General features: G+C 45.8%; 12 protein-coding genes. 5 read left to right on the top strand and 7 right to left on the bottom strand.

What is annotated here, in order from left to right; translation table 11 throughout:
• Positions 1 to 54 precede the first annotated feature (54 nt).
• On the top strand, positions 55 to 924 hold the full coding sequence (gene pdxY / locus R7E29_RS12145; RefSeq protein ID WP_053303912.1) for a pyridoxal kinase PdxY: 870 nt from the start codon (positions 55 to 57) through the stop codon (positions 922 to 924).
• 65 nt (positions 925 to 989) lie between these two features.
• Here the strand turns inward: pdxY and sstT are convergent, their stop codons facing one another.
• The 7 genes from sstT to malT form a co-directional block, all read right to left on the bottom strand.
• The gene (gene sstT / locus R7E29_RS12140) at positions 990 to 2,207 is read right to left on the bottom strand and encodes a serine/threonine transporter SstT (RefSeq protein ID WP_005374821.1); all 1,218 of its coding nucleotides are present in this window, start codon (positions 2,205 to 2,207) and stop codon (positions 990 to 992) included.
• Between the two features lie 356 nt (positions 2,208 to 2,563).
• Complete coding sequence (rsgA, locus tag R7E29_RS12135; protein ID WP_318082655.1) at positions 2,564 to 3,640, bottom strand: ribosome small subunit-dependent GTPase A; 1,077 nt, start codon at positions 3,638 to 3,640, stop codon at positions 2,564 to 2,566.
• Positions 3,641 to 3,916: 276 nt separating this feature from the next.
• On the bottom strand, positions 3,917 to 4,225 hold the full coding sequence (locus tag R7E29_RS12130; protein WP_005374825.1) for a glucose PTS transporter subunit EIIB: 309 nt from the start codon (positions 4,223 to 4,225) through the stop codon (positions 3,917 to 3,919).
• Complete coding sequence (locus tag R7E29_RS12125) at positions 4,215 to 4,829, bottom strand: SCO family protein (protein ID WP_005374827.1); 615 nt, start codon at positions 4,827 to 4,829, stop codon at positions 4,215 to 4,217. Before R7E29_RS12125 ends, R7E29_RS12130 begins: the two co-directional genes overlap by 11 nt.
• Before the next feature lie 9 nt (positions 4,830 to 4,838).
• Entirely contained in the window at positions 4,839 to 5,264 is a 426-nt protein-coding gene (locus R7E29_RS12120) for a hypothetical protein (RefSeq protein WP_031778871.1), read from the bottom strand.
• A gap of 243 nt (positions 5,265 to 5,507) precedes the next feature.
• A complete protein-coding gene (locus R7E29_RS12115; RefSeq protein ID WP_017820124.1) occupies positions 5,508 to 6,425 on the bottom strand; it encodes a DUF368 domain-containing protein in 918 nt (305 codons plus the stop codon).
• A gap of 578 nt (positions 6,426 to 7,003) precedes the next feature.
• Positions 7,004 to 9,712 carry an HTH-type transcriptional regulator MalT gene (gene malT / locus R7E29_RS12110; RefSeq protein WP_005374834.1) on the bottom strand — a complete coding sequence of 903 codons (2,709 nt, stop codon included), beginning with the start codon at positions 9,710 to 9,712 and terminating at the stop codon, positions 7,004 to 7,006.
• 734 nt (positions 9,713 to 10,446) lie between these two features.
• Here malT and R7E29_RS12105 point away from each other — a divergent pair.
• From R7E29_RS12105 to mtgA, 4 genes are all read left to right on the top strand, one after another.
• On the top strand, positions 10,447 to 12,900 hold the full coding sequence (locus tag R7E29_RS12105; RefSeq protein WP_054576572.1) for a glycogen/starch/alpha-glucan phosphorylase: 2,454 nt from the start codon (positions 10,447 to 10,449) through the stop codon (positions 12,898 to 12,900).
• Positions 12,901 to 13,017: 117 nt separating this feature from the next.
• Positions 13,018 to 15,198: a 4-alpha-glucanotransferase gene (gene malQ / locus R7E29_RS12100; RefSeq protein ID WP_005374838.1), complete on the top strand. Its 2,181-nt coding sequence runs from the start codon at positions 13,018 to 13,020 to the stop codon at positions 15,196 to 15,198.
• Positions 15,199 to 15,481: 283 nt separating this feature from the next.
• Positions 15,482 to 17,674 (top strand): 1,4-alpha-glucan branching protein GlgB, encoded by a 2,193-nt coding sequence (glgB, locus tag R7E29_RS12095; protein WP_025768638.1) that lies wholly within the window; start codon positions 15,482 to 15,484, stop codon positions 17,672 to 17,674.
• A gap of 137 nt (positions 17,675 to 17,811) precedes the next feature.
• Positions 17,812 to 18,486: a monofunctional biosynthetic peptidoglycan transglycosylase gene (gene mtgA, locus R7E29_RS12090; RefSeq protein WP_053303908.1), complete on the top strand. Its 675-nt coding sequence runs from the start codon at positions 17,812 to 17,814 to the stop codon at positions 18,484 to 18,486.
• Positions 18,487 to 18,605: the final 119 nt, after the last annotated feature.

Genomic DNA, 18,605 nt, shown 5'->3' with positions numbered 1-18,605 from the left:
GGCGCTTGCCGCTGTCTTTGAACTATCGATAACTACAATAAGAGGTAAGGTACTATGCAAGGTATCCTCTCTATACAATCTCATGTTTCTTTTGGTCATGCTGGTAACAGCAGTGCTGTTTTCCCAATGCAACGCATGGGTTTCGAAGTATGGCCGATTCATACCGTTCAATTTTCTAACCACACGCAGTATCAAGAAGGCTGGACTGGGCGAGCGTTTGCGGCTGAAGACATCAGCGAGTTAGTTCGTGGACTTGGTAACATCGGCACGCTGGAAAAGTGCCAAGCGGTATTGACGGGCTACCAAGGTAGCGCAGAGCAGTGCCTTGCTGTTGAAGATACCGTGACGAAAGTGAAGCAAGCGAACCCGAACGCACTTTACGTTTGCGACCCTGTGATGGGCGCGCCAGACAAAGGCTGCATTGTGGCTCCGGGCATTGCTGAAAATCTTCTAACGCGTTTGATGCCAATGGCGGACGTGATCGTTCCGAACCAATTCGAGCTAAGTCAATTTGCTGAGATGGAAATCCACTCACTAGACGATGCGATCACCGCATGCCAACGTGCGCTAGAGAAAGGTCCAAAAGTGGTGCTAGTTAAGCACCTTTACTGCCTAGAAAATGGCAGCTTTAACATGCTATTGGCTACGCAAGAAGGTATTTACCTTGCGAAGCGTCCTCAATTTGAGTTTGCTAAACAACCTGTTGGCGTGGGCGATCTTATTTCAGCTATTTTTACCGCGGGACTCTTAAAAGGCTGGTCTCCTAAACAAGCTTTCCAACATTGTCATGACGCGTGCTACGGGGTGTTAAGTGCAACGTATCATGCAGGCGAATGGGAGCTGCAAACTATCGCGGCGCAGCAAGAGTTTGTTGAACCAAGCAAACACTTCCCGATTGAAGAAGTGGCTCTGGTCACCGCATAATTGAGCGCAATTAAACAAAAAAGGGGAGCCATCATCGGCTCCCCTTTCTATTTGTTCTGTCAGTCTTACTGAGCTTTTTGCTGCTCTGATTTACAAACTGCTGCCGTAAAGACAACGTCTGTTGAGCTGTTTAGCGCAGTTTCAGCAGAGTCTTGAATCACACCGATAATGAAGCCAACCGCTACAACCTGCATTGCTACGTCGTTTGAGATACCAAACAGGCCACACGCAAGTGGGATAAGTAGTAGAGAGCCACCTGCAACACCTGATGCGCCGCATGCAGAAACCGCAGCTACAATACTTAGAAGTAGCGCAGTCAGTAGATCAACTTCGATACCCATAGTGTGCACAGCTGCAAGCGTTAGCGTCGTGATAGTGATTGCAGCACCAGCCATGTTGATGGTCGCACCTAGAGGGATAGATACTGAGTATGTATCCTCGTCCAGTTTTAGCTTCTCACATAGTGCCATGTTTACTGGAATATTCGCCGCACTTGAACGAGTGAAGAACGCAGTTACACCACTTTCACGTAGACAACGGAATACAAGTGGGTAAGGGTTTTGTTTGGTTTTAACGAACACGATCGCTGGGTTTACAACGAGTGCGATGATCATCATTGCGCCAAGAAGAACCGCCAGAAGGTGTGCGTAGCTTGCTAGTGCGCTAAAGCCCGTTGTCGCAAACGTTGAAGCAACCAAGCCAAAGATACCAAATGGTGCAAGACGAATGATAAAGCGCACAATGTGAGACACACTGTGGCTTAGATCTTCAAATACGGCCTTCGTTGTTGCCGATGCGTGGTGTAGTGCAAGACCCAGACCCACACCCCAAGCAAGAATGCCGATGTAGTTTGCTTCTACTAGTGCATTTACTGGGTTGTCGACCAGTTTAAACAACAGTGTGCGTAGAATTTCAGCAATACCTTGAGGAGGCGTTGCACCTTCAGCGCCGGTGACAAGCGTTAAATTGGTCGGGAAAAGGAAGCTTAGAACCACTGCTGATAGCGCCGCGAAGAATGTACCCATCAGGTACAGTACAACGATTGGGCGCATGTAAGTGTGTTGGTTTTTCTTTTGGTTTGCAATTGAAGCGGCAACCAAAATAAACACAAGAATTGGCGCGATCGCTTTAAGCGCGCCGACAAAAAGGCTACCAATTAATCCCGCGCTTTCGGCATGGCTTGGAGAAATTGTCGCGAGCAAAATACCAAAGACGATACCGACAAGGATCTGGACGACGAGGTTACCACGAGCATATCGGGCAACGAGGCTGTTGTGTTGCATACATCATTCCTGCAATTTTATGCCAGAGTGGCAGGGCAATAGTCCATCATTACACGGCGATAATGCCCTTATATTACAAGGGGTGAGCATTGCTTCTGGTCACTAAGACACATGATTATCAATTATCCTGTTTTTATAAATTCAGCCATTTTCTTGCTGAATATCACATATCTTAGCTTGGTAATATTTTGTGTCTAGTTTTAGTTTGTTTTTGGATTAAATGTTTGCTCAATGTTATTTAAATAAGATTTTTATGTTGAAAATTATCATTAGTTATGAGTAATGGTTTTTAATAAAGTTGTTAAAAAGGAGACTTTCGTCTCCTTTGATTTTATTGACAACTCAAACGCAACAAATTAATAACTTTGTTGGCGCCTGCGCTTATCACTCATGGCATTGCGAGCAAGTTTACCGAATCGTCGACTTTGTGCTCGTTGCTCTGCCAAAGTCGCGCCGTTAAAGGCTTGTTCTCGCAATAGTTTTTGATAGTTATTGAAACGACTAACCTCCAGTTTGCCATTTGCAATCGCAGTTTGAACTGCGCAGCCTGGCTCAGTTTGGTGCTTACAATTGCCAAAGCGACAACGCTGAGCGAGCGCCTCAATGTCAGAAAATGCCTCACTGACCCCCGATTCACAATCTGCTAGTTGAAGCTCGCGCATTCCCGGAGTATCAATCAAGATGCCGCCATCAGGTAATAGATGGATAGAGCGCGATGTAGTTGTATGTCGCCCTTTGCTATCGTCTTCACGAATATGCCCAGTTGCCTGTTCTTGTTGCCCGAGTAATGCATTAACAAGAGTTGATTTGCCAACGCCTGAAGAACCGATAAAAGCGAGGGTTTGTCCTTCTTTGCACCAGGTCATGAGTTTAGAAGCACTCTCTATTTCTAAGCCGTTGACTGTCTCTATAGCTAATAGAGGGTCGAGCTTCTGTACTTGGCTTTTTAGTTCATCAGTATTGTCACACAAATCGGCTTTGGAAAGCACGATGACGGGTTCGACTTCGGCTTCATGAGCCAAGGAAAGATAACGTTCAATACGACTTAAATTGAAGTCGTCGTTAAGGGAACAGACGATAAACACTGTATCCACATTGGCTGCGATGAGTTGCTCTGCCACTTTGCTGCCAGCGGCTTTGCGGCTAAAGAGGCTCAAGCGATCCAGTAAGCGAACAAATTGCTGATCTTCATTTAAGATTACCCAGTCTCCGACGGTCATATTGGGTAAAGAATGGTGGGCATTAAGATGAACTTGCCCAGTTTCTGTTGCCAATAAATAACCACTTCGGTGATGCGCAATTACACGAGCAAAGATAGTGTTGTCGTAATCGTCTAATGTCAGTTGTTGCTGAAAAAATGGTTTCCAACCCAATTGTTTTAGAGGGTTTGAAGTTGAAACTAATGTGTCACAAAAAGTATGTGTTTGATTCATTATTGAATTATCCCAGACGCAACAAAGCGCCTTAATACAAATCGCATTAGGGTCTAATTCGGATAGAGTTGACCCCGGTGAAGACCGGGCAGAGAAGGGGAAGTTGTGGTTATGCCACAGAGTTGGTGCTGTTAGGGTTACCCTTGCGATGCCCAGTTAGTGTTATTCAATACAATCATCTTGTGTCCTCTTCGTTGGTTAATAAATAAGTGAGTTAATTAAGCCAAAAGAGTATAGCCGCCGTTTTTTAAAGAGGGTAGCTATACTGCAAAAATATTAACTTTGTTTTGTGATGCGCTCTTCCACAATTTGCGAATACGTGTTGGCTTTTAAGCCGTATATGATTTGGACATGACGATCATCCAATATCACGACGCCATGCGCGCCATGATTTTTGAGTGCGTTCTTATCGATGACGGACGTCTCTCTGAGGGTAAGACGCAGCCGAGTCGCACATGCACCAGTTTCTAGCAGGTTCTCTATGCCCCCAATGGCGTCAATGATCGTGTCGACGTCTTGTTCGACATTGGGGTTGGTATGAGTTAGGAAATTGAAAAATTGCTTCAGCACTGACTTAACCGTCATTTGAAGAGTCTTCGGTCGTTAGTTTTGAAATGGCTTCAACAATCGGTGCCGGTGAGAGCGTATGTGGTACTTTAGTGATTAACGTGCCATCCGGCTTCAAGAAGTAAAAGTAAGAGCTATGATCCAGCGTGTATTTTAGTTCCGAGCCTTCCAATTCTGTCTTGCGGAAAATGACACCATAGTTGTGTGCCAAAGGTGTCGTTACATCAAGTGGTGCCGATAGGCCTTCAATCATTGGATGGAAGTAATGGGCATATTTTGCTGATGCATCGGCCTCATCACGCTCTGGGTCTAAAGAAATGAACATCGGGCGTAGTTGCGCTTTTTGCGCGTCGTCAATTTGATTCAGTGCTCCTGCCAGCATTGCAAGAGAAGTTGGGCAAACGTCTGGGCAGCGAGTAAAGCCAAAATAGACGACTCGGATGCGAGGGTCATTCACATCGAAGATATTGACGGCTTGGTTATTTTCCCCAAACAATACCGTTTGTTGAGAGGTGGAACTGTCCACTTGCTCTGGCTTCGTTTTTTGATTATCTAAATAGCTCTTTACGCCAAACCCGAGTGCGAAAGCAGCTACGAGAAATAGGGACCAATTGCGGCTCATAACGATTCCTTATCTTTGCATTTTTATAGCAGGGTAAACGGTACTCTCTCCATCACTGAGTTCACCAACCCAAGTCATTGCATCCTCCGTGCAAACCGGGAGAATGATGTCACCTTGATATTGGCCAGGAGCGATTTGCTTCAGCAAAAACTTAGGCTCACCCATCTCCATTTCTCTTCCTGAAAGACTTAGGATGAGTTGCTTAGCATCGCTTGTATGCCACTCAACATTTAGAGTGGTAGGAACCAAGGGTTGAGCAGTTTCTGAGTTTAGCGTCATCGTAACATTTTCTTGGACGCAAGAGGTTGTAGAGAGAAAGCAGTATTCATCTATTGACTTGCTTTGAGTGGAAGAAGAAAAGCTTTTTATTAGAGTCGGGGCATAAAATCCCGCAACTAATGCGGCTGAAACAGCGGCGATTTGTAACAGTTTCATTAAGGTTCAGCATTTATCACTTAACATTACGAGCATCGTAGCACAGATGCGCCGCTCGCCAACTCGTGACCTCGGTAAATTGTGCGTTATACCTCGGTGACCAGCTTCTTAGTAACGCGACGGACTTTATTGCATCAAATACAGCAGAGTTTTCAATTGAGATGTTTTGCCCTCAGCCAATAGATAAAAACGGAGCCAATTGGCTCCGTTTTTATTTGGTTCAGTATGTGTTTGATACCAAAGTTATTTATCTGAATCTGCGAATTTCTCTAGACCCAAAACCAGAGCAATGGCTGCAAGCATCATTACGACAGCAAGTACTAACTGAGAAGGTTGTGATGTCACGTGTTCAAATTCAAATGGTGATAGGTTGTGCTGTAGCAATGGCACTTGTTCGCCCTTCGAATTGGTGCGCCAAGTGATGGTTTCTTTCCATGGCCAAATCTTTGGCAACGTACCAATCATTAATCCAGTCAAAAACATCAGGGTGAAATCACGGAACTTGCGTAGTAACCACGACAATAAGTGAGAGAAGGACAGTAAACCGATCACGCAGCCAGACAAAAATAGCGCTAATGTATCGACTTGAAAACCTTTCACTGCGGCTAATACAGGAGCATACATGCCAATCAGCAGCAAAATAAAACTGCCAGAGATACCCGGCAAGATCATCGCACAAATCGCGATAGCTCCAGCGAATAAGGTGTTAATGGCCGTTGGTTCCATGTGTAAAGGTTTGAGCACAGTAATACTATAAGCAAACCCGACACCAACGAGCAGAATGACAAAGCGGACAAGATCGCGTTGCTCAACCTGACGAATAATGTGATACACAGAGACCAAAATTAGACCAAAGAAAAATGACCAAAGTGGGATCGGGTGTGTGTCAAGAAGCCAAGTAATCAACTTTGCTAGCGTTGCAATACTGGTGAAAATGCCGGCAAACAGAGCGATAAGGAAGAATCCGTTGATGTGATTAAACGCGGCTTTAAACCCTTCTTTTCGCCAGATAGAGAAAAGTGAGGGGTTAATGCGTCGAATGCTTTCAAGCAGCGTATCGTAAATACCAGTGATAAACGCGATGGTGCCGCCAGATACACCAGGTACAACATCTGCTGCACCCATGGCGATTCCCTTGAAGAAAGTAATTAAGTAGTTCATTGCTCTAATGCTAAGTCGTTTCGATGGCAGAGAGTATACAAACATTGCGATGAAAAAAGTATGAAATAGTGCTGTAACTACTTGGTTTTATATCCAATCTATTGCCTATCTTTATTACCCGCCAAGAGACAATGCCGCCGTAACGAGCTTTTAATGCTTGGTTTACATTTTTGAGATGATTAACTCTACTATCAATTATCAATCTTGGTTGCATTATGCAATTGCAATTTGCATTATAAAATTGCATTTTGATAATTTGCGCGTGAATAAATCCAGCTTATATGAGATCTTGTGCCCAAAAATAAGTCTTTGCATTTTGGCATGATTAATGCATAATACTGCTCGACCCTTCTTAAGCCGAGGGTCACCTAGCCAACTGACGTTGTTAGTGAATACAATTTGTTCACACTAAATATAAGCCAATCGCGATTATTGCGGTTGGCTATTTTTTTATATGAACAACGTTACTTACGTGCTTTGCAAATTGCACTTCTCTTACTGTCAGTCATAAAAAAGGGCTGACGTGTTACGCCAACCCTTATGTTTTACTTTACGTTTTAACCCGTTTATCGAGCAGTTCAGTATCCCATCAACTGCAGCAAATTTTCAGCTGTCACAATGGCTTCTTTACGATTAGCAATATTAAGCTTTTGGTACAGGTTGCGAATGTGGGTTTTAATTGTCGTACCTGCCACATCCAGCTCTTGTGCGATTTGCTCGTTACTAAAGCCTGAATAAATCAGCCCCAGAACCTGCCATTCGCGTTGTGTTAATGGGCTGGTACGTACTAGCTCTGGCACATTAGGGTGATTCACCAACTTTTCAATAAAGTCTTCATCAAAGTGAATCGACCGGCTACGTTGATTCGATGAAATGTCCTTCATTAACTGTTGAGCACGGTGACGCTCAAGATCGCCCAGTTCATGGCGGAGGCTCAACTTCTCCAGCAGACCGCCAATGGTTGCACCATCAATCAGGAAGTTTCCGACCATGCCAGTTTGGTTCGTCATTACTAATGCTTCTTTTAACAAAGCCTTGGCTTGCTCCTCATCTTTTTGGCGAGCAGAAAGGACCGCTTCAACCACTAAGTTGCGATTAGTATCTGTGATTAGGTTAGTGCGACGAGCTTCACCTTGGAGGAAATCTAACGCAGCACGAGCGTCGGTATATTGGCCTAAGTTAATGTGGGCGCGGGCAATGTTACGCCATTGCAATTGAGAAAAGTGGTTGCATGCCGATTCAGGACGAACCGCAGTGTTGAGCCATTCTTGCATTGCATCGGTATTCCCGCGCGCTTGCCAAAATAGAATCAACGATAGTGAAGCGTTTGCAGTCCAATCTACATGGTAAGTCGACTGTTTCATCAAGTGTTGGATGTGCTCAATGAATTTACCGGCTTTGTCTAATTCACCGCGTCCAATCGCAATACGCGCCAACATCGAATAGCTATGTAAGTGCTTGCTTGGTGAATGGTTTTCGAGAATTTGCAGACCTTTGTACGCGCATTCTTCCGCTTCATCAAGTCGGTTCCAGCACCAAAGTACTTGCGCGCGAATACGCAGCAAAAATTCATGAAGAGGAACATGCTGAAGCTGCTGATCTTCAATCAGACGGAATGCGGAATCTTGTAGTTCAAAGGCAGCTTGCACGTAACCTTGTGCAATTAAAATCTCGCTTTGCTGCAATATTGCCCATAACGCTTGGTGATATACCTGATACTGACGAGCTAGCTTTTCAGTTTGTTGCATCATCGGCAAAGCACGGTCTAGTTTACCTAGCACGTGGTTAACTTCACCAACAACCGAAGTCGCCACAATTCGGCTACGGTAAATTGTGTTATCAAGTTGGCTAAGCGCTAACTCCGCTAATTCGAGAGCTTTTTCTGGTTGGTTACTGTTGATAGCCACTTGAGCAAGCAACGCGTTTGCTTGACCTTGATAATGAATATCTAACGCAATGTTACGCTTTTTGTGTTCCTCTTCCGCTTCTTCAAGCAGGTGGCCCACTTGGTTATAACGATGCTGACTTTGAGCCAACCATGCTCGGAGCATCGTAAGTTTTGGGTGGCTGAACAACAGATCATCGTCCAACTTGTTAATTGAGCTTTCCAGTGTGCTGAGTTCGCCTTGGTTAAACATCTTCCAGCCGAATTCGTTTAGGATCTCTACCACTAAGTCCTTATCATTCGATTTTTGTGCATGATGAATCGCTTGGTGTGGTGCTTTTTGTTGTAACCAAGCGATAGCAGCATTGCGGTGGAGATCTTTTTCTTGCTGAGGAATACGAGCTTGGCGCTCATGAGACAAAAACTCGCCAAATAAGTTATGGAATCGGAACCAGTTCTGTTCCCCTTCGAGTGGGTAAATGAATAAGCCGTAACGGTTAAGCGATTCAATCATTCCCAGTGCATCTTCGCGTTGGGTAAGGGCAAACACTAGCTCATCATTGAAGTGGTCAAGCACGGATACTTGCATTAAAAAGTGACGAGTTTCGTGATCGAGTAGGTCAAACACTTCTTCGACCAAGTAATCCCACAAGTGCGCGTGATTGAACTGCGATACCGACTCTACAGTTTGTGCCAATGTGCGGTTTTGATGTTGGGCTTGTAATGCGATCAACTGCATCGCCGATGGCCAACCTTCAACATAGGTTCTTAGGCTGTTCGCCATGTCTTCATCAATACCATCGGCGATACGCTGGTTAAAGAAGCGAGTGGTTTCTTCGGTATCAAACGCCAACATCTCGTTGCCGATTTCGATCATTAAATCACGAACACGTAAGTTTGCAGTGCCCAGAGGCGGCGCTGCACGACTGGTTACCACAACGGTGAGGTTGTCTGGCATGTGCTTTAAGAAGAAACGCATTGATTCATGGATTTCATCATTCGTGATTAAATGGTAGTCATCAAGCACCACGTAGCATTCTTGATGAAAGTCAGCCATTTCAGCGAATACTTCGCTAAATAGGGAGCGTAAAGACGAGATCTGACGTTTTTCCGCCAGTTTTTGTGCGTTAGCGCAACTGAAGTTGGTGGCTTTGTTTAATGCTTGAAGCAGATAGTTTACAAAGCGAAAGCCGTCGTTATCGCTGTCATCAATGCTGTACCAACCGACGTTTGGCTTATCGGATAGCCACTGCGCTGCCATTGTTGTTTTTCCGTAACCTGCTGGGGATCGGAATAAAACCAATTTGTAGTAAGGCGCTTGCTGTAGTAAGTCCAACACTCGTGGGCGCACGATGGCATTGTGCAGGCGTCCTGGTCGAGTAAGCTTAGATGGAATCCACATTAGTAGTTATGTCCTTATTTATGTATACCCAAATGACAGCAACGTGATCATTCTAGTAAAGCCCCCTTGAAAGCCGTCTTACTGAATGATGTCATCAGCATCAAAAACACTGTTTGAATACCGGATAATGTCGCTACTATTGGGGCTTGCGTCCGTCTGAAAAACCATTCCATACGGTCACTTAGATATAAAAGCTAGCGAAAACTAGAAATAACTCACATCGCCTAATTCTAGCTTGTATAAAAAGCGTACAATCCTGTGAGCTGAGAGGGATGTTACGACATCAGAAATGTTCGTTACTTTGATCCACTTCCTAATTCTCAAGGGTTGATGGATTTACCATCAACTACGCCCTTTATTTGTGATTGTCGTCACTTAAATGTCGTTTGTTTCGTTAGCGTTAAGATCGCGTTGCACATAGATTACGAAAAGTTCTTCTACGCTGACCGAGTTAATGTGACCGATATTACAATTTTCACATCATCAGATGAGTGGACTATAAAAAGCGTCATGAACGGGTTTTAACCTTTCTCACATTCCATTGTGATCAAAATCACTAAGAACTGGTGCAAAGTTCACTTTGTTGAGATTTGGATCACTAACCTAGCAATGGTACCCCCTCTACGCCCTCAGCCCTCCTCCTTCAAAGGATGAGAATTAGGAGGATGTTTATTCACAGAGGTAAATGCACGATGTATGGCAGATGAATTACCAAAAGACGTGAGAATTTCGTAATGAAACCTACTCAACAAAAACAATTTGACAAGAAGTCGTTCCAAGAAAGCGTAAAGAAACACTTATCTGTAACTTACGCTCATACGATTGAAAACGCAGACAGCCGCGCATGGTACCTAGCAATGGGGCATGCTCTGGCTGAATTTACTACTCTAGATTTGCTTGCGACAGAAGAAGATCCACGCATTAAAAGTGCGAAGAGCGTTAACTACCTTTCGCTAGAATTCCTTATCGGTCGTTTGACGGGTAACAACCTAATCAGCATGGGTCTGTATGAACAAGTAACAGAAGCAATGGATGAACTGGGTTACAACCTAACTGATCTGCTAGAAGAAGAGCGCGACCCATCATTGGGTAACGGTGGCCTTGGTCGTCTGGCTGCGTGTTTCATGGATTCATGTGCGGCACAAGAATTCCCAACTGTCGGCTATGGTTTACATTACGAATACGGTCTATTTAAACAGTCATTCAAAGATGGTCGCCAGCAAGAAGCACCTGACGCATGGCGCGGTGTAGAAGGCTACCCTTGGGAAATTGCGCGTCCAGAACTTGCGCAAGAGATCGGTTTCTACGGTCACGTTGAAGTGATTAACGAGAACGGTAAAGAGGTTCGCAAATGGGTACCAGGCATGACAGTAAGAGCAATGCCTTGGGATCTTCCAATTGTGGGTTACGAATCAGACACGGTTTACCCGCTACGTCTTTGGGAATGTCAGGCGATTGCACCATTTTCACTAGCAAGCTTTAACAATGGTGATTACTTCGAAGCTCAGCACGCACTGATCGACGCAGGTAACATCACTAAAGTGCTTTACCCGAATGACAACCACGAGAAAGGTAAAACACTGCGTCTAATGCAGCAGTACTTCCACTCAGCAGCGTCTGTACGTGACATCCTACGTCGCCACGAAGCTGCGGGCTACTCGCTAGCGGATCTACCTAAGCAAGAAACTATCCAGCTTAACGATACACACCCAACGATTGCGATTCCTGAACTAATGCGCATCCTGATGGATGAAAAAGGTTTAGCTTGGGAAGCGGCTTGGGAAATCAGCTCTAAGACATTTGCGTACACCAACCACACGCTACTTCCAGAAGCACTAGAGACATGGCCAGAGTCGCTAATCCAGCACCTGCTACCACGTCACATGGAGATCATTTACGAGATCAACCACCGCTTCCTACAAGACGTACGTGCAATGTGGCCGGGTGATGTCGCGAAGCAACAGAAGCTTTCTATCATCGAAGAAGGTTTCCACCGCATGGTTCGCATGGCAAACCTATGTGTAATCGGCTCTTACGCAGTAAACGGTGTAGCAGCACTTCACTCTGAATTGGTTAAGAAAGACCTATTCCCAGAGTTCCACGAAATGTACCCGACACGTCTACACAACGTAACGAACGGTATTACGCCACGTCGCTGGTTGAAGTTCTGTAACCCAGGTCTGTCTCAGCTTATCACTGAGAAAGTCGGCCCAGAATGGCCAGCGAAACTAGAGCAACTTGAAGGTATTGCGAAGTACGCTACTGACGCGACATTCCAAAAAGAATTCATGGCAGTGAAGAAAGAGAACAAAGAACGCCTAGCAACTTGGGTGAAAGAGAACATGGGTATCGAGCTCGATACTAATGCAATCTTCGATGTTCAAATCAAGCGTCTGCACGAGTACAAACGTCAGCATCTAGACTTGCTACACGTACTGTCTCTGTACCACCGTATTCTTAATGAACCAGGTTTTGAGTGTACGCCACGCGTTGTGTTCTTCGCAGCAAAAGCAGCACCGGGTTACCACCTAGCGAAAGAAATCATCTTCGCAATCAACAAGATTGCAGACAAGGTGAACAACGATCCTCGCATCGGTAACAAGCTGAAAGTGGTATTCATCCCTGACTACCGCGTGAGCATGGCTGAAATCATTATCCCTGCGGCTGACGTTTCTCAACAAATCTCGCTAGCGGGTAAAGAAGCATCAGGTACAGGTAACATGAAGATGGCGCTAAACGGTGCCCTAACTATCGGTACGATGGATGGTGCGAACGTTGAAATTCGTGAAGAAGTGGGCGATGAGAACATCTACATCTTCGGTCTAGACGTTGAAGGTGTGAAAGCGCTAAAAGCTCAAGGTTATAACCCATTTGACTACTACAACGCGGATCACCTACTCAAAGCGTCCATGGACCTACTACTGGGTGAAGAATTCACTCCAGGTCAACCGGGCCTACTACGTGCAACGTACGATAGCCTGCTGGATGGCGGTGACCCATACCTATGTCTTGCGGACTTCGCATCGTATGTGAAAGCGCACGAAGACATGAGCGAACAATATAAAGATCAAGCTGGCTGGGCGAAGAAGGCCATTCTTAATACCGCCCTTGTTGGCAAGTTCACGTCAGACCGCTCAATCCGAGACTACGTGAACAATATCTGGAAACTTGAAGCGGTGAAACGCTAATAGAACCTAGTTAAGACCAAGGTAGCCAAGCGCTACCTTTGGTCATTTTCCAAAAGAAGTTATTGATAACAATAAAACCCTACATGGAAGGTGTTGGTATTACCTTCGGAGAAAGCGATGAAAGAACAAACAGCATTAAAGAAAGTCGCGGAAATGGCGAGATTGGCTGATAGCTATGTCAGTGCTTGGGGAGATGAGGCTAAAGTGTCTGAGGAGACGCTACGCCGCTTGCTCGCTTCGCTTGGCTACGATACTAGCAGTGATGAAAAACTACTGGCTTCTGCTGAAAAGAAACATAAAAAAGACGTACTAGCCCCTGTTCTTGTTTTACGCGACGGCGAACCAGTCGAAGTGGAACTAAACCTAGGTACGAGTGCTCGTGAGAGTGAATTCAGCTGGCGTTTAGAAACAGAACAAGGAGAGGTACTTGAAGGCTATCTTCAGTCCCAAATTGTTCGTGATGAGCGTGCTGAGGGTGGCCCTCTAGTGTTTGCATTGCCAAAGAACTTGGCTTGGGGTTATCACAAACTGATCATCAGTCGTAAGCGTCGTAAAACACCTTACGAGATGTCATTGATCATTACGCCGAAAGCGTGTTTCAAACAAGACGATCTAAACCAACACAAAAAGCTATGGGGTCCTAGTATCCAGCTTTACACACTGCGTACTCAGCATAACTGGGGCATCGGTGATTTTGGCGACCTAAAACAACTGGTGAGTGATATTGCCTCTCGTGGCGGTGACTTCATTGGCTTGAACCCGATTCACTCGCTGTTCCCTGCGAATCCAGAAGGGGCAAGCCCATACAGCCCGTCTTCTCGTCGTTGGTTGAACATCATGTACATCGACGTAAGCTCTGTACCTGAATTCGCGCTAAGTGCAGAAGCACAACAGCGTGTTGGTAGCGCAGAGTTCCAACAACGTTTACAAAAAGCGCGAGACTCTCATTGGGTGAATTACACCGAAGTTTCGCAACTAAAAATGAGCGTTCTTCCGTTGCTATTCAGTGAGTTTAAAGCTCGCCATTTAGACAAGAACACTGATCGCGCTCGTGCCTTCTTGGACTTTGTTGAAAAAGGCGGCGACAGCTTGCTACACCAAGCTGCATTCGATGCACTTCATGCTGATTTACATGCAGAAGATGCAAACATGTGGGGCTGGCCAGTATTCCCTGAGAAATACCGCACATTCGACGCAGCCGGTACTCAGAAGTACATTAAGGACAACCAAGATCGTGTTCACTTGTACATGTACCTGCAATGGATCGCAGACGATCAAATCAAAGAAGCGCAAGCGCTAGCCGAAGAAAAAGGCATGGCTGTGGGTTTGTACCGCGACCTTGCGGTTGGTGTTGCAGATTCAGGCAGCGAAACATGGGCTGACGAAGGCGCGCTAGTATTGGATGCAAGCATCGGTGCGCCACCAGATGTACTTGGTCCACTAGGCCAAAACTGGGGTCTGCCTCCGCTTAACCCTCAGGTTTTAGAAGCGACTGGCTACGACGCTTACATCAAATTGCTACGTGCTAACATGAAGCATTGTGGAGCATTGCGTATCGACCACGTACTTGGCCTGCTTCGCCTTTGGTGGATTCCAAAAGGCGAGAAAGCGACAGAAGGCGCATACCTGTACTACCCAGTTGAAGACATGCTAGCAATCCTAGCGTTGGAATCTCACCGTCATCAGTGTTCTGTAATCGGTGAAGACTTGGGTACTGTACCTGATGAAATCGTTGATATCCTTCGTGATGCGGGTGTGCATTCGTACAAAGTCTTCTTCTTCGAAACATCAAAAGACGACGGCGGTTTTATTTCTCCGAAGCACTACGCTGAGCAGTCTATGGCTGCGCTGTGTACGCACGATATGCCAACACTACGCGGTTTCTGGCACTGTGATGACTTGAAGATGGGGCGTGAGATTGGTCTGTACCCTGATGAGCAGCAGTTGGAAGGCCTATTCGCTGACCGCTTGAAGTGCAAACAAGGCATTCTAGACAGTGTTCGCTGGCATGGCTATCTGCCAGAAGGCATTGGTCATGATGCTCAGTACGTGCCAATGGATTCATACCTAAGCGAAGCGCTGCAACTGCACGTAGCCGCGGGTGACTCTGCACTGCTTAGTGTGCAGCTTGAAGACTGGCTAGAAATGGATCAACCGGTCAATATTCCTGGTACGGTGGATGAGTATCCAAACTGGCGTCGTAAATTGTCGATGAACCTAGATGAAATCTTCAGCCGTGAAGATGTGAATCGTATTTCTAAACGCCTTACTGAAGTTCGTGCACAGGCGAGTAAGTAAGATGCCTAGAGTGGCGTAGATGGACGAGCTGATTACCAATTTTGTTAGCTCAGAGGTACGAAAGTTCCGTCTAGGTCACTCATTCCTAAAACACAATCCGTTAGGATGAAGTACCGTTATTATGCCCGCGACAATAGCGGGCATTTTTGTATTTTGACGCCGTTTACGCAACGAATGTGAGAAGCGGAGTCTTTTTGTGAGTTCACAACGTTGGCTGTGGAGAAACCGATGTTTGATTCAGATCTCTGGTCTTGAAAAGGATGTTGGCTCTAGGGAGAAAGATTTGAAAACCACCAAAACCAAGAAAATAAAGAAACAACACGAACGCGCATACGAACTGCTTGCTGAGGCGGCTTACTCAGATCCATTTGCGGCGCTGGGTCCTTTCATTGACGACGAAGCTTCGCTGAGAGTTTGGATGCCGGGCGCAAACAAGGTTGAACTGCTTGTTAATGGTGAACCTCGTGTGGCGCTTGAGCGTGATGGCGACAGCGGTTTCATCTTAAAAGAGCAACGCGATTTACACCTGACCCACTACCGTTTAGCGGTCGATTGGAATGGTGTTGAACAAATTATTGATGACCCGTACCAGTACCACAATATCTACCAAGAGTACGAGCATCTGCATACGCCAAAAGACATGTATCACTACATGGGCGCACACTTTGTCACGCTAGAACGTGGCGGTGAAAACATCTCTGGTGTGCGTTTCCTTGTTTATGCACCACATGCATCGGCTGTTAGCATTGTGGGTTGCTTCAACCAATGGGATGGCCGTCGTCATCCAATGCAACGCCTAGACTACGGTATCTGGGGCCTATTCATTCCTGGTCTGGAAGAGGGGGTACAATACAAATTTGAGCTCAAAGGGCCAAATGGGGAAGGGCTTCCTCATAAACAAGACCCTTGGGGTTTCTACTCTGAGCAATACCCATCGTTCGCGTCCATTACTTACGATCACAAGCGTTACCAATGGCAAGATGCGAAATGGCAAAACCGTGCAGTGACGCAAAAGCGTGATGAAGCGTTATCGTTTTACGAGCTACATGCTGGATCATGGAAGCGCGACGAGAAAGGTGATTTCCTGAACTACCGCGAACTCGCGGAGCAGTTGGTGCCATACCTTGTGGATATGGGCTACACCCACGTTGAACTTATGCCTGTGTCTGAGCATCCATTCTATGGTTCATGGGGCTATCAACCTGTTGGCTTGTTTGCACCAACTAGCCGCTTTGGCTCCCCTGATGATTTCAAATTCTTCGTGGATGCGTGTCACCAAGCTGGTATCGGTGTTGTGCTGGATTGGGTACCGGCGCACTTCCCATCGGATGATCATGGTTTAGCGAACTTTGATGGTACGCCTCTGTTCCATGATCCAGATCCGCGTCGCGGTTGGCACCAAGACTGGAACTCATACATCTATGATTTAGGCCGTGAACATGTGCGTCGCTTCCTTGTATCGAATGCGCTGTACTGGTTTGAACAATTCCATATCGATGGCATTCGCGTGGACGCTGTCGCGTCGATGCTCTATCTCGATTATTCACGTAGTCACGATCAGTGGGTACCAAACGTCGACGGTGGCAACGAAAACTACGACGCAATCGCAACCTTAAAATGGATGAACGAAGAAGTGTACAAGCACTTCCCGAATGCGATGACGATTGCGGAAGAGTCAACGGCGTTTCCGGGCGTGTCTGCGCCAACCTTTATGGGTGGTTTAGGTTTTGGCTTCAAGTGGAATATGGGGTGGATGCACGACAGTCTTTCATACATCAAAGAAGATCCTGTTCACCGCAAATACCATCACAATACCATCACATTCCCGCTGGTTTATGCGCACAGCGAGAACTACGTCTTGTCTCTCTCTCACGATGAGGTGGTGTACGGCAAAGGCTCTATCCATAACAAGATGCCGGGTGATGAATGGCAGCAAACCGCAAACCTACGAGCATACTACGGTTATATGTATGGTCAACCGGGCAAAAAGCTGAACTTTATGGGCGCGGAAATTGGCCAAACGGCGGAGTGGAACCACGATGATCAGTTGCAATGGTTCTTACTGGAATATCAGCGTCATCAAGGTGTCCAAAAGCTGATGCGAGATTTGAACCACTTATACCGAAATGAAGCGGCGATGCACGATCAAGATTGTGTTCCTGCTGGTTTTGAGTGGCGTCTACAAGACGAAGCGGATGCGAGCATCCTAGCGCACGAGCGTATTAGTAAAGAAGGTGAGCGTATTCTGATCATCACCAACTTTACGCCCGTACCACACGAGCGTTTCCGTTTAGGTGTTCCAAATGCAGGTCAATACGAACTGCTACTGAATACAGACGACAGCAAATACGGCGGCAGCGATTTTAAAGTGCTGACCATTGTGAAAACGGAAAAAGTTGAAAGTGAATCACTGCCTCAATCACTTGAGCTTCGTTTACCTCCACTTTCAACCGTGTTCTACAAGCTGCACAAATAATTTAGTCTAATCAAATTCTAAGCCCGTTTTACATTGTAAATCGGGCTTTTTTTTAACCAAGTTTTCACTAACGATAAACAGACTGCATACTCTATACTTGCATCATATTGTTTTATGAAATTAGGCTAGGTCGGACTTTGAGAAAGATTAAATCCCTTCTGTTCAATATCTTATTGGTGCTTTTGCTTTTACCAGTGATGCTCGTTGGCATAGTGAAATACATCGATCCACCAATTTGGGGATGGAAGATCAGCCGCATAATTTCTCCTCCTGAAGGATTTCCTGAAGAGAGTCAAAATGAATGGGTGCCTTTGAGTGATATTTCTAAACACATTCAACTGGCCGTGATTGCGACAGAAGATCAAAAGTTCCCGACCCATTACGGAGTGGATTTTGATTCCTTGTTTAAAGTGATCTCAGAGTCTGGCGAGAACGGTCCCTCTCGCGGTGCGAGCACGATTACTCAGCAAACTGCAAAGAACGTGTTTCTGTTTCCTTCACACTCTTATGTGCGCAAAGCGTATGAGCTTTATTTTGCTCTGCTGATGGAAGCAATGTGGAGTAAAAAACGCATTCTTGAAGTGTATTTGAATGTGGTGGAGTTTGGTCCAGGTATTTATGGCGCGGAAGCCGCTGCGCAAAACTACTTTGGTATTCCTGCTAAACAACTTTCAACACGCCAAGCAGCAAGGCTTGCGGTGGTGCTGCCAAATCCGTATCGCATCAAAGTTTACCCTCAGACTTCTTACACCATCAGCCGCGTCAATTGGGCGATGAGACAAATGCGTAACCTTGGTAGCGTTCAGCTTTAAACTCCTTTTTACCCTGCTCATAAGTAGAACTACGCCCCCATAAAAGCAAAATGTGAAGCGTCACAAGCTTTAGGGCGTAGCTTTTCAGAATGATGTGCTCAGTTTTTCATCCATTTACT

The sequence above is a fragment of the Vibrio sp. Vb1729 genome (assembly GCF_033338655.1).
GTDB classification, from domain to species: Bacteria; Pseudomonadota; Gammaproteobacteria; order Enterobacterales; family Vibrionaceae; genus Vibrio; species Vibrio alginolyticus.
Note: the sequence above shows the minus strand (reverse complement) of the source record. Positions and strands in the feature narration are given on the sequence as shown.

Excerpts from the sequence above, each read along its gene's own strand:
- malQ (WP_005374838.1), top strand. The coding sequence starts at position 13,018 with ATGAAAGAACAAACAGCATTAAAGAAAGTCGCGGAAATGGCGAGATTG.
- R7E29_RS12125 (WP_005374827.1), bottom strand. The coding sequence starts at position 4,829 with ATGAGCCGCAATTGGTCCCTATTTCTCGTAGCTGCTTTCGCACTCGGG.
- malT (WP_005374834.1), bottom strand. The coding sequence starts at position 9,712 with ATGTGGATTCCATCTAAGCTTACTCGACCAGGACGCCTGCACAATGCC.
- pdxY (WP_053303912.1), top strand. The coding sequence starts at position 55 with ATGCAAGGTATCCTCTCTATACAATCTCATGTTTCTTTTGGTCATGCT.
- rsgA (WP_318082655.1), bottom strand. The coding sequence starts at position 3,640 with ATGAATCAAACACATACTTTTTGTGACACATTAGTTTCAACTTCAAAC.
- R7E29_RS12120 (WP_031778871.1), bottom strand. The coding sequence starts at position 5,264 with ATGAAACTGTTACAAATCGCCGCTGTTTCAGCCGCATTAGTTGCGGGA.
- R7E29_RS12115 (WP_017820124.1), bottom strand. The coding sequence starts at position 6,425 with ATGAACTACTTAATTACTTTCTTCAAGGGAATCGCCATGGGTGCAGCA.
- sstT (WP_005374821.1), bottom strand. The coding sequence starts at position 2,207 with ATGCAACACAACAGCCTCGTTGCCCGATATGCTCGTGGTAACCTCGTC.
- R7E29_RS12130 (WP_005374825.1), bottom strand. The coding sequence starts at position 4,225 with ATGACGGTTAAGTCAGTGCTGAAGCAATTTTTCAATTTCCTAACTCAT.
- R7E29_RS12105 (WP_054576572.1), top strand. The coding sequence starts at position 10,447 with ATGAAACCTACTCAACAAAAACAATTTGACAAGAAGTCGTTCCAAGAA.